Source organism: Shewanella mangrovisoli (assembly GCF_019457635.1).
Classification (GTDB): domain Bacteria; phylum Pseudomonadota; class Gammaproteobacteria; order Enterobacterales; family Shewanellaceae; genus Shewanella; species Shewanella mangrovisoli.
Map to the genome: position 1 here is coordinate 3762816 of NZ_CP080412.1, position 12171 is coordinate 3774986.

The 12171-nt window shown below is 46.8% G+C and carries 9 protein-coding genes; 4 read left to right on the forward strand and 5 right to left on the reverse strand.

The window, feature by feature from the left end; all coding sequences use genetic code 11:
- Positions 1-21: 21 nt before the first annotated feature.
- On the forward strand, positions 22-2334 hold the full coding sequence (locus tag K0H60_RS16495) for a toxin-antitoxin system YwqK family antitoxin (RefSeq protein WP_220056405.1): 2313 nt from the start codon (positions 22-24) through the stop codon (positions 2332-2334).
- A 210-nt stretch (positions 2335-2544) separates the two neighbouring features.
- Entirely contained in the window at positions 2545-3642 is a 1098-nt protein-coding gene (locus K0H60_RS16500) for a calcium:cation antiporter (protein ID WP_220056406.1), read from the forward strand.
- Positions 3643-3683: 41 nt separating this feature from the next.
- Here the strand turns inward: K0H60_RS16500 and K0H60_RS16505 are convergent, their stop codons facing one another.
- The 3 genes from K0H60_RS16505 to K0H60_RS16515 all read right to left on the reverse strand — a co-directional run bounded on the left by K0H60_RS16505 (position 3684) and on the right by K0H60_RS16515 (position 7889).
- A complete protein-coding gene (locus K0H60_RS16505; RefSeq protein WP_220056407.1) occupies positions 3684-5261 on the reverse strand; it encodes a rhomboid family intramembrane serine protease in 1578 nt (525 codons plus the stop codon).
- Positions 5262-5715: 454 nt separating this feature from the next.
- Positions 5716-6672: a D-alanyl-D-alanine endopeptidase gene (pbpG, locus tag K0H60_RS16510; protein WP_220056408.1), complete on the reverse strand. Its 957-nt coding sequence runs from the start codon at positions 6670-6672 to the stop codon at positions 5716-5718.
- Positions 6673-6941: 269 nt separating this feature from the next.
- Positions 6942-7889 (reverse strand): LysR family transcriptional regulator, encoded by a 948-nt coding sequence (locus K0H60_RS16515; protein ID WP_220056409.1) that lies wholly within the window; start codon positions 7887-7889, stop codon positions 6942-6944.
- Between the two features lie 168 nt (positions 7890-8057).
- Between K0H60_RS16515 and K0H60_RS16520 the strand changes: the two genes are divergently transcribed.
- Positions 8058-8561, forward strand: a complete 504-nt coding sequence (locus tag K0H60_RS16520; protein ID WP_099456919.1) for a lactoylglutathione lyase family protein — start codon at positions 8058-8060, stop codon at positions 8559-8561.
- A gap of 392 nt (positions 8562-8953) precedes the next feature.
- On the forward strand, positions 8954-9394 hold the full coding sequence (locus K0H60_RS16525) for a DUF2846 domain-containing protein (RefSeq protein ID WP_041412771.1): 441 nt from the start codon (positions 8954-8956) through the stop codon (positions 9392-9394).
- 102 nt (positions 9395-9496) lie between these two features.
- On the opposite strand, the gene lysS is transcribed toward K0H60_RS16525, so the two are convergent.
- Together lysS and prfB are read right to left on the reverse strand one after the other, a co-directional pair.
- Complete coding sequence (gene lysS, locus K0H60_RS16530) at positions 9497-10999, reverse strand: lysine--tRNA ligase (RefSeq protein ID WP_011621622.1); 1503 nt, start codon at positions 10997-10999, stop codon at positions 9497-9499.
- 29 nt (positions 11000-11028) lie between these two features.
- Positions 11029-12127 (reverse strand): peptide chain release factor 2 gene (gene prfB, locus K0H60_RS16535; protein WP_161629216.1). Its coding sequence is split into 2 segments (ribosomal slippage): positions 11029-12051 and positions 12053-12127, totalling 1098 coding nucleotides; the frame shifts between segments, so codons are not numbered across the junction.
- Positions 12128-12171: the final 44 nt, after the last annotated feature.

The window sequence follows — 12171 nt, forward strand, 5'->3', positions numbered from 1 at the left end:
GACCCAGAGCAAAGGATCAGCATGTACAACACGCCATTTCGCCTTATTAGCCTCGCCATTGCCGCAACTAGCCTAGTCGGCGTCCATGCACAGGCGGCGCAAAACCTCTCCTCCATGATGGTCGAAATTCGCCAGCAGGACGGCATTCCCAGCTATTACAATCTTGCCACTGGCATGCCCTTAAATGGCGACATTGCCATTGTCCGCGATAACCAAGGTTATACCTTAGGGCAATTTTCGCAGGGGATACCGAATGGGAAATGGCAGGTTTTTCATAGTAATAACAGCCGAATCGTCGAAGGTAACTATCAACTGGGTTACCAAGATGGCACCTGGCGACTGTTCGACTTAGATGGCGCCCTAACCGAGGAGCAGCAATTTGCCAAAGGAGTTCCGGTTGGCGAATGGAAGGAATTTAGCGCCACGGGCCATGTAAGCCAAAGCACCCTCTATCAAAATGGCCAAAAGTCCCAGGTAAAACGATTCTTCCCGAGTGGCAAATTACAGGCGCAGGAAAGCTACCTCGATAACCTTCGCCACGGTAAATGGGAAAGCTTTTATGAGAATGGCACCCTCTCCCAAAACCAAACCTACGCTAATAACCAACTCTCTGGCCCCTATCTCGAGCAAAATGCCGAGGGCCAAGTGGTCGTTAATGGCCGCTTCGATGCCGATGGCCGCCGCCAAGGTTTATGGGAAACCTTTTTCGACGATGGCACTAAGGCCAGTGCCAGCCAATTTAATCTCGATAAACTCGAGGGTGAAGAACGCACCTTTTATCCCAGTGGCGAACTAGCAAGCCTGTGCCACTATCAGGCGGGACTGCGCCATGGTAAATGTCAGCAATTCAATGAGCTGGGCAAACTCCAAGTGGAGGAGCAATACCTCAACGATGTGTTAGAGGGGCGTCAGCAGTATTTTAACCTCGAGGGCGTACTGACCAGCGATTTGAACTACAAGCAGGATATGCTCGCTGGCACGCAAAAGTATTTCCATTCCAACGGCCAACTTAAAGAGCTGCGAACCTATCAAGACTCGCAACTGGCCGATAATGGTCAATATCCGTTGCATGGCCCCTCTGAGCGTTATGATACGGACGGTAATCTTATTGAAAAAAGCAGCTACAACATGGGCTTAAAGGATGGATTATTTGAACGTTATAACGGCGGTAAACTGCAAACCACAGAGGTGTGGAAGCTAGGTCAAAGAGACGGAGAATTCCGCCGTTACCACACCAATGGCCAGCTCCGCAGCTTAGATGTGTATGTTGATGGCAAACTCACTGGCCGCTCCGAATCCTACTATGAAGATGGCTCGGTGAATGAGCGCGGTGAGCGCATCGAAGGCGCTTGGGTTGGTAAGTACGAATCCTTTTACGACAATGGCAAGCCCAGAGAACTCGCCCACTACGCCCGCACAAAACCTGATAACAGCAGTAGCTATCCCCTCGATGGCCACTTTAGTCGCTGGTACTACAATGGCGATCTTAATGAGGAAGGTGAATATAAAGCAGGCTTAAAAGAAGGACTGTGGATCCAATATCAGCAAGGGCAAAAACAGAAAGAACAGAGCTTTGTTAACGGCAAACTCAATGGCGACTATGCCGAATATTATCAAGGTCGCCGCCGCGTCACTGGCCAATATGAGGATAATCAAAAAACCGGTCTCTGGATTGATTACCGCTACGAAGCCAAAGATCCAACCTACGGCGCGATCCCTGAGGGCAATATCAGCCAGAAAACCCATTGGAAAGACAATAAGCGCCATGGCACCAGCGAGTACTACAGCTTTAAGCAAGTGGTTTATCGCTTAGAAACCTATGATAACAATGATAAAACTGGCACCTATGCCGAATATTATCCTAACAATGGTCAGCTCAAACTCAGTGGTACTATGGATAAAGGCAAACAAACAGGTCTGTGGGAAAGCTGGTATGAGGATGGCATTTTAGCCGCCAGTAGCGAGTTTTTAGATAACCAACAACAGGGCAGCAGCAAAGAGTATTACAGCAATGGCCAGCTCAAGCTCGAAGCCCAATACACTAAAGGCGAGCTCGACGGCGAGCGCCGGGAATACCACCAAAATGGTAAACCTAAACTGACTGAAACTTGGTTAAAAGGCCAGAAGGAAGGCGATGCCAGCTATTACCACACCAATGGCAAACTCGCCGAACAAGGGAGCTTTTTACGGGATCGCAAGGAAGGTTTGTGGCAACAATTTTGGCCCAATGGCGAAAAACGCAGTGAGGGTAGCTATATTGCCGATCGCCAAGCGGGGGATTGGAATAATTACGATCAGCTCGGCAAGTTGATCAATACCGAGCACCATGGCTAAGACATTGACTTAGCCAGCATGCGGCTTGCCTAAATCTGCTCGCAACATCGGCTAAGTCAAAGGTATTAATCGAGAACTGGGGTTTGGAATAAAAAAGCGATCTCGCTCAAAAATTTATGCCTAACCCCAAATCTAAAGGATTATTCATGCAAAGTGTGCCATAACCAATGTCTATACTAACGGCCTTTTTCCGCTTTGGATCAACTGCCTATGAAGACATTTATCAAAGACGAATTTGCCCTGCTGCTCGGAATACTCACGTTAGTATTCTTTAAAACGGGTGGCGATAGCTTGCTGGCCGATGGCACAGCACTCTCAACTTATATTCCCGTTTCACTCGCCCTGCTCGGAGTAGTGACTTGGGCGATTTTCTCCGTGGTACGTCACTCAGACGCGCTTGCCATCAAGCTCGGTGACCCCTATGGCACCTTGATTTTAACCCTGTCGGTGATTTCGCTCGAAGTCGTGATGATTTCTTCGGTGATGTTAACGGGCGAGCCAAATCCCGTGATGGCAAGGGATACCATGTTTGCCGTGGTAATGTTAATTATCAACGGCTTAGTCGGTTTGACCCTCTTACTTGGCGGTTGGCGCTATCATACCCAGCACTTTAATTTGGATGGGGTGAAATCCTATTTAGTGGCGATTATTCCCCTCGCCCTACTCTGTTTAGTGCTACCTAACTTTACCGAAGGCGGCACCATTGGCAGCATGTCTAAACCTATGTCTTGGATGCTGATCATCATCTCGATTTTGCTCTATGGCATCTTTCTAGTGATCCAGACCAAGAGCCATAGCCACTTCTTTGTCGATGCCGACCATGAGGACCACGAAGAGCATCACGGCATACTGCGCAGCAATATCTACCACACAGTGCTGTTGATTGGTTATTTGCTGGTGGTGATTCTGCTCGCCAAAACCCTAGCGATGCCCATTAATTACAGCGTGGCCTCTCTCGGGGCGCCGCCAGCACTCGGTGGCTTTATTGTCGCCTGTTTGATCTTATCGCCAGAGGCCGTAGGTGGCTTTAAGGCTGCACTCAACAATCAACTGCAGCGGGCGATGAACCTCTATTTTGGTTCTGTACTCGCCACCATAGCGCTTACCGTGCCCGCGGTGTTGATTATTGGATCTCTTATCAACCAAGAAGTCCACCTAGGTCTATCTGCAGCGGATATGGTGCTATTGGCCACCAGTTTAATGGTCTGCAAAGTCAGTTTTAGCAGCGGTCGAACCAATGCACTCCATGGGGCGACGCATATAGTGCTGTTTATCGTGTACCTCTTCCTGATGTTTGAGCACGCCTAAATACTGCTTACATTCAATAGTAAAACCCATTAGCCGAGGATTTACCTCGGCTTTTTATTGGCCCGCGGTTGCACCTTGTTTGGCCGTAGCAAACTCCCAAGCAGCAGCCCACAACCTAAACCACCCAGGTGCGCGGTATTGTCCACCCCGCCAAAGAGTCCCATCACAAGACTGGCAGTAACGAATAGGGTCAGATTCAGGGCGAGCGACATATTGTCCGCCAAGGGCAATAAACCCAACCATATCCAGATGATCAACACCCCAAATAGCCCCATGATGGCGCCCGAGGCACCTATGCTGATCGTCGCCTCATACCAGCCTATGCTGGCCATACTCGCCACTAAACCACAGCACAGATAGACCCCGAGTAAACGCCATTTGCCCAGCAGTGGCTCCAAAAACATCCCCGCAAAAAACAGCCCGTATAAGTTAAAGACCAAATGCATCAGGCCGCCGTGCAAAAACACATTACTGATTAAACGCCAGACTTGTTGCTCAAGCACCAACTGACGAAGATTTGCCCCCCAATCGAGTAACACACTGTTTGGTAAGGCGATAAAGTGCTGGCTGGCAAAGGCCATCAATACAAATATCAAGGCGTTGATATAGAGCAAGATAGGCGTGATAACAAAGCCCTGCCGAGGTTTAAATTCGGCCAAAAAGCCATAGAGCTCTGCCTTAGGTTTTTCCATACTCAGCTGCGCAGCCAAAGGCTTAGACGCCTGCGTCTCATCCAGTTTTAGCATCAGACTCATCAACAACCACAGAATGGCCCCAAAGCTTAACCAAGCAATAATCCACGCCAGTTTATGGCCATTACGCGCCTCGAAGGGTTGATTCACAGGCATCAAGACAGTTTGGTAACCCTCGAAATAGACTGGGCTTTTTTGGGCTGCCAATAAAAACTGACTGTAACGGTTTGAAGGGCCAATACGGTCAAGATAGACAAAGTCATCCGGGTTTAAGGCATTAAACTCCTGCTCACTCTGATGAATAAACTCCTGAAATAGAGATTCTTTCTCCTGCTGTTCGAGTCGATTACTGATCGTTTTCTCATAAACTTTGCCATACCATGCCAAGGCCTTAGCACCGACCCGCCAACTCTCATTGCGTTTAGCGAAAATCGGCATCGCAATATACAGGCTCATGCGCAGCTCACTGTTGCCCTTACCTATGGGCTCAATATTACGCTGCACGCCTATGTGTTTTTTATCGATATAAAACTGATTTAATTGGTAATACTTGGTCTGCGGCTGGTGCAATAGTGCATTGATGGACTCGAGTTGAGTCAACTTGCCCGTTGCGCTATTAAGGTATTCCTGCGCCACGATAGTGGGCACCGCCAGCAACAGCACGGCAATCACAAAATAGATAAAACGGCTATTACTCTTGGTAAAGCGGAATAACTTAAGCCGAGGTCTTAAATAGAAAAACAGCAAGGGCCAAGGCAATATCAGCGGCAGCCAGAAATTAATCATCGATTCGTCAATGCTCAGCAGTTGGAACTCGATAATCAACAACCAATGGAGCAAGCTGTAGCCTGAAACAAAAAGTAGGCAGAGCAGTATAAAGGGCACATAGATCAACTGGAGTTTTTTTAAGATTAACGCCACACGCATATCATCCTTGAGAGAAAAATCCCGCCCATGATACGGCGTATCACCACACAACGCACCCTAAGCGGGATGATTGCTTGGTTTTTAGTTAAGCCAATCAATCCTCTACAACAAAGGACTAGGGCGTGTTGACGTTTCGAGATTAAATTTTGTTCGTTCTGGCAAGCACGTGCTCGCGAAACGAGGAATGATGTGTAGTTATTCTACTCAAATGACGAGTGACAAAGAGCAAGGGCTTGCCAGGCGAACCCTTCGGGCAGCATTTGGCAGGCTTTTCTGCCGCGTTATCGTCCGTTTATGTAGAATAACTACACTGCACGGACTTTGCCTTGCATAAAAGCCAGCCACATTGCTGCAAAAATAACCCTGAAACGTCAACACGCCCTAGGCAAATACCAATAAAAAGGCCAGAACGATTCTGGCCTTTTTATTCGATGGATAAGCAATTAATGTCTGCTTAGGTCTCGCTGACTTTGGCAAACTGCTGCTGGCTGCGCTGCTTTTTATACTGCTTAGCTTCGGCAGGGATCGGAGTCACTTTGCCGGTTTCTAACCAGTTACGTAAACGGTTGGCATCCGCCATATGGGTGTATTTACCATAGGCATCGAGCACCACAAAGGCCACTTGGCGTTTCGCCATTTCGGTACGCATCACTAAACAATGGCCAGCCTCATTGGTAAAGCCAGTTTTAGTGAGGTGAATATTCCAGTTATCTTTGTAAACCAAACGGTTAGTGTTTCTAAAGTCGAGGCTGTACTTAGGTTTGCCAAAGGTGACGGTTTTCTTTTCGGTCGAGCTTAACTGACCTAACATGGGATAACCTTCGCTGGCCTTGAGTAACACCACTAGATCGCGGGCACTCGAAACGTTTTTCTCGGACAACCCAGTAGGCTCCACATAGCGAGTATTCTTCATGCCTAGAGCTTTTGCCTTAGCATTCATCGCCTTAATAAAAGCCTTATGACCACCGGGATAATGGTGGGCAAGACTCGCCGCAGCACGGTTTTCTGATGACATTAATGTCAGCAATAACATATCTTTACGGCTGATTTCACTGCCGATACGCACTCGAGAGTACACACCACGCATTTCCTTAGTGTCGTTGATATTGATGGCAAGCTTTTCATCCATAGGCAACTTAGCGTCTAAGGTCACCATGGCGGTCATCAGCTTAGTCACAGAGGCAATCGGCCTTATGGCATCGGGATTACTGGAATAGAGAATTTCATTGGTTTTTAGATCCACCACCAGCGCACTATTGGCGGCCACTTCCTGCTGTTTTACAGGGGCTTTTTTCGCCGTGGCGGTGCTTTTTGTAGTGACAGAGGCCGAATCGGCAGAATGCGCTGTCGCGGCAACAGTTAAACTGCTGCATACCAAGATAAAACTACCAAGCAGAGAAGGGATCTTCATGTAGATTTCACTGAGTCGTTAAATAAGTCGAATGTGCTACGCACAAGGTTGAAGCTAAGTATAAGAGGTCTGTGGAAAAAGGAATAGAATCCCCATCGACTTTTATCAGTAATATCAGCACTTTTTAGCCTAAATTTGCGGAAATTTTCTGAATTTTCATTCACTAAAAATTTCGTTAATTAAGTACTTAATACCAATAAAAATTCAATCAGTAATTATCAATACTAAAAACAATGTCATTTTCAGTATGACCATCCAAATAACTGCGATTAGGAGAGACTTTTTAGTTGTGACTCGTTAGCGATCAGACGAATCGCTAAGTCAATAAATGCCTCAAATCGAGAAGGCAAAGGCCGAGTGTTTTTATGCACTAAATACAGCGACTCCTGCACTTTTTGCTCAAGTTCTACCACCCATAGACTCTCCCTAGGTATAAAGGCGTTAACCGTAGTTAAAGGAAGCACAGTAAAACCAATGCCTTTAGCGACTGGCAGTAAGATTTGATTGAGCTGATTAACATAACCCCTGCGTGGGATCTGCTGGGCGATGCCACTCACGTGTCGCTGACTCCCGCGGGCAGTGCGTGTCGCTTCAGCGTCGCCAAAATTGGCCCTGAGGACTTGCTGCAGATAATATTGTCCATCGGGATGATCAATAAAACCAATATGTTCAAGGCGTTCTTTGTCTAACGGCATACTTTGATACTGGCTTGGCAGCACTAAGGCTAACTCCGCATAGCCTATGGCTTGATAACTGAGTTCAGCGTCATCTGTGCGCTTAGTGACTATGCCCACATCGAGCTGGTTATTTAAAATGCCCGACACTATGCGTTGGTTCGGCGCCGCCTCTAGCATCACATTCAAACTGGGATACTGAATTTGTCTCTCTAGAAAATGCGGATAGAGCAAACTTGCTATCGCCCCCGAGCAGCCAAAACGGCACTCACCAATATAGGGTTCGTCTGTTTGCAATCGTGCTAACAGCTCTGTTTCGGTTTGTCGATACTCACGGGCATGTTGATAGAGAATGCTGCCAGCTTCTGTTAACTCAAAGCGCTTGCCCTGTCGCAGTATCAGGGACACACCCACCTGTTCTTCCAACTTTTTAATATGTTGGCTAACGCCAGGTTGAGTCATAAACAGCTTTTTAGCCGTCAGGGTAAAGTGCCCGACCTCGATCAGGGTCACGAAGGTCTGCAGCCATTGTTGATTCAGCATATGCACTCTCTATCGATCATTTCGCCAATCTATAATAAACAAAAATTATCAAAATAAGAAAATTTGATAATTTTTAATTGTTAATCGAACACCATAAACTGACTCCATCGCCACTGAAGCTGTGATGATTCGGCTTTTGGGCACATTACATTCGCACTAGGAGTTAATATGAATACACCTTATCCACGCACCTTTTCGCATATTGGTATTTCGGTCCCCGATCTCGAGGCAGCGGTTAAGTTTTACACTGAGGTACTCGGCTGGTATCTGATCATGCCACCAACAGAAATTATTGAAGACAACTCGGCAATCGGTGAGATGTGCACCGATGTATTTGGTCCTAATTGGGGTTCTTTTAAAATTGCTCATTTATCGACGGGCGACCGAATTGGCGTCGAACTATTCCAATTCGCGAATCAAGTGAACCCTGAGAACAACTTTGAATATTGGAAAACCGGCGTATTCCATTTCTGCGTGCAAGATCCCAACCTTGAAGAACTTGCCGAAAAAATTGTCGCCGCTGGCGGTAAGAAACGTATGAAGGAACCGAGATATTACTATCCTGGCGAGAAACCCTATCGCATGATTTATATGGAAGATCCCTTTGGCAATATCCTCGAAATATATAGCCATAGCTATGAGCTACATTATGCCAGCGGCGCCTATCAATAAGTCATAACGAAAGAAGTTGTCCATACCATTTCATATTAAGTTGACCAAGATGTGATATTGATATGGACGACTCGATAGCTCGAATAGAAACCAGTAGAAGATTCCTTCAACTAAAGCCCCTCTCCAAGCTCACAAAAATACACATTCCATCAATTTAAGTTACAAACCAATGGCTCATTGACACAACTTAAGTTATATTTCGCCACATCAGGAATAGTACGTTTAGCTTACTGACTTAAAAACATTTTCAGGCTGGCAATTAACCGTATGCGGCACCTTTACTCGTGTCAGGATGATGTTTTTTTCTCCCCTCGCAACACTATTCCTGATAACGAGTTGATGTCTACAGTGGACACCACTGGTTTTTATTATTTCAAAATTAGGGATTGATGATGTTAAAAAAACTGCTTACGCCAATATTGGCTGCTTGCCTATTCCTTTCTGGCTGCGCAACAGTACCAATGGCCTCAAAAGAAGAAGATGCAAAATTAAAAACATTCCAAAAACCAGCAGACAATAAAAGTGGTATTTATGTTTACCGTAATAGCTTTGTTGGGCAGGCACTAAAGAAAAATATCTATATTAACGGTGATCTCATTGGAGAGTCGGCTAACAAAGTTTATTTCTTTAAGGAAGTTGAGCCGGGTGAACAAATGTTGTCGACTGAATCTGAATTCAGCGAAAACAATTTAACCGTAAAAACCGAAGGAGGTAAAAATTACTTCTTCGAGCAATATATCAAGATGGGTGTCTTTGTTGGTGGAGCTGGATTAAAAGCGGTTTCAGATACCGAAGGCATGAAAAACGTTCAAGAATGTAAACTGGCGAAATAGTCATTATTTATTCTTTGGCCAATAAAAAACCAGCCATTAGGCTGGTTTTTTATTGTTCGCTAAATGCTGGAGTTGGTGTTAAATCAACAACTCCAATCAGGCTTAGGCCTGTGGGCGCATCGCTGGGAACAGGATCACGTCACGGATAGTGTGAGTGTTAGTGAATAACATCACTAAACGGTCGATACCGATACCTTGACCCGCTGTTGGTGGTAAACCGTGTTCCAGTGCGGTGATGTAGTCTGCATCGTAGAACATGGCTTCGTCGTCACCCGCGTCTTTCGCGTCAACCTGCGCTTTGAAGCGGCTGTCTTGGTCTTCAGCATCGTTTAACTCGCTGAAACCGTTAGCCACTTCACGGCCACCGATGAAGAATTCAAAACGGTCGGTGATGAAGTGATTGTCATCGTTACGACGTGCCAGTGGCGAAATGTCCGCTGGGTAGCCAGTGATGAAAGTCGGTTGCATTAACTGCCATTCAGCAGTTTCACCGAAGATTTCTTCTAATAGCTGACCACAGGTCCAGAACTTCTCAATCTTGATGCCTAGGCTGATCGCCAGTTCACGCATGAATTCAAGATCTTTCACTTGCTCGTAGGTCATAGCTTGGATAGTCGCGTTGTCAGGATTGTACTTCTGAATCGCTTCTAACATGCTCAGACGAGCGTATGGGCCACCGAAATCAACAGTGTGCTCGCCGTATGGCATTTGCGCGCTGCCTAACAGTTCAATCGCGATAGAGCTTAACAGTTCTTCGGTTAAGTCCATCAGATCTTTGTAGTCAGCATAGGCCATATAGAATTCCATCATAGTGAATTCTGGGTTATGGCGTGGCGACAGACCTTCGTTACGAAAGTTACGGTTGATTTCGAACACACGCTCAAAACCACCTACCACTAAACGCTTGAGGTATAACTCTGGCGCGATACGCAGGTACATTGGCATGTCCAGCGCATTGTGGTGAGTGATAAATGGACGGGCTGAAGCGCCGCCTGGGATCACGTGCATCATTGGGGTTTCAACTTCCATGAACTCTTTTTTGATCATGAAGTTACGGATAGCTGCAACCACTTTTGAACGCATGACGAAGGCTTGACGAGATTCTTCGTTAACGATTAAGTCCACATAACGTTGGCGGTAACGGGTTTCTTGGTCGGTTAAGCCGTGGAATTTTTCTGGCAGAGGACGCAGTGCTTTAGTCAGCAGTTGGTACTCTTCCATGTTCACGTATAGATCGCCTTTACCAGACAAGTGCAACTGACCGGTTACGCCGATGATGTCACCGATATCCAGACCTTGGTAACGGTCTTTCAGATCCGCTTGAACGCCCTTTTCAGCGTAAGCTTGGATACGACCAGACACGTCTTGGATCACCAGGAATGGGCCACGTTTTGCCATGATACGGCCAGCGATGCTGGTTTTAAAACCTAAGGCTTCGAGTTCTTCCTTAGTGTTTTGACCGTATTTTTCCTGCAACTCAGCCGCTTTGTGGGTGCGACGGAAAGTATTAGGGTGAGCATTAGCGCTGCAGTTCGGGCGAATGCTTTCTAGCTTGGCACGACGCTCGGCAATCAGTTTGTTTTCATCTTGTACTTGTTCAGTCATCTTATTTCTCGTCTATACCTTTGAATTAATTACAGCCCTGATTTCAAACTGGCTTCGATAAACTTGTCCAGATCGCCATCGAGTACCGCTTGGGTATTGCGCGTCTCCACGCTAGTGCGTAAGTCTTTAATACGGGAATCATCCAATACATAAGAACGGATCTGGCTGCCCCAACCGATGTCAGATTTGGCATCTTCGGCGGCTTGCTTTTCCGCATTTTGCTTATGCATTTCTAATTCGAAGAGTTTGGCTTTTAACTGCTTCATCGCCGAATCTTTGTTCTTGTGCTGTGAACGGTCGTTCTGGCACTGCACTACCGTGTTAGTCGGTAAGTGGGTAATACGTACCGCAGATTCGGTTCGGTTAACGTGCTGACCACCCGCACCCGAGGCGCGGTATACGTCGATACGTAAGTCAGCAGGATTGATGTCGATGGTGATATCGTCATCAATCTCTGGGTAAACGAATACCGAGCAGAAAGAGGTATGGCGACGGCCCGATGAGTCGAATGGCGATTTACGCACTAAACGGTGCACGCCCGTCTCGGTACGTAACCAACCGAAAGCATACTCACCGGTGAATTTAATGGTCGCGCCCTTAATGCCGGCGACGTCACCGTCGGTGACTTCCATCAGCTCAGGGCTGAATCCGTGGGCTTCACCCCAACGCAGGTACATACGCAGCACCATGTTGGCCCAGTCTTGTGCCTCAGTACCGCCACTGCCCGATTGAATGTCTAAGTAACAATCGGAGGCATCATGTTGACCAGAGAACATACGGCGGAATTCGAGTTCGGCCAAACGGCTCTCTAAATAATCCAGCTCTTTGGTGGTTTCATTGAAGGTGTCTTCGTCTTCTTCTTCGATGGCAAGTTCTAGCAGACCTTCAACGTCTTCTAGACCTGCGTCCATATCATCGATAGTTTTGACAACGGCTTCGAGGCTGGCGCGCTCTTTACCTAGGGCTTGAGCACGTTCTGGCTCGTTCCACACCTCAGAACTTTCAAGTTCACGGCTGACTTCTTCTAGACGCTCATGCTTAGCATCGTAGTCAAAGATACCCCCTAAGAAGCTGCGTACGCTCGGCAAGCTCCTTAATTTTGAATTTTACTGGATTAACTTCAAACATGGATTTTCAACTTCGCTTTATTTTTGCCGTTTCAATGGATTTCC

Bases quoted from the DNA above. Each gene is read 5' to 3' on its own strand.
- K0H60_RS16495 (WP_220056405.1), top strand. From the start codon at position 22: ATGTACAACACGCCATTTCGCCTTATTAGCCTCGCCATTGCCGCAACT.
- K0H60_RS16500 (WP_220056406.1), top strand. From the start codon at position 2,545: ATGAAGACATTTATCAAAGACGAATTTGCCCTGCTGCTCGGAATACTC.
- K0H60_RS16505 (WP_220056407.1), bottom strand. From the start codon at position 5,261: ATGCGTGTGGCGTTAATCTTAAAAAAACTCCAGTTGATCTATGTGCCC.
- pbpG (WP_220056408.1), bottom strand. From the start codon at position 6,672: ATGAAGATCCCTTCTCTGCTTGGTAGTTTTATCTTGGTATGCAGCAGT.
- K0H60_RS16515 (WP_220056409.1), bottom strand. From the start codon at position 7,889: ATGCTGAATCAACAATGGCTGCAGACCTTCGTGACCCTGATCGAGGTC.
- K0H60_RS16520 (WP_099456919.1), top strand. From the start codon at position 8,058: ATGAATACACCTTATCCACGCACCTTTTCGCATATTGGTATTTCGGTC.
- K0H60_RS16525 (WP_041412771.1), top strand. From the start codon at position 8,954: ATGTTAAAAAAACTGCTTACGCCAATATTGGCTGCTTGCCTATTCCTT.
- lysS (WP_011621622.1), bottom strand. From the start codon at position 10,999: ATGACTGAACAAGTACAAGATGAAAACAAACTGATTGCCGAGCGTCGT.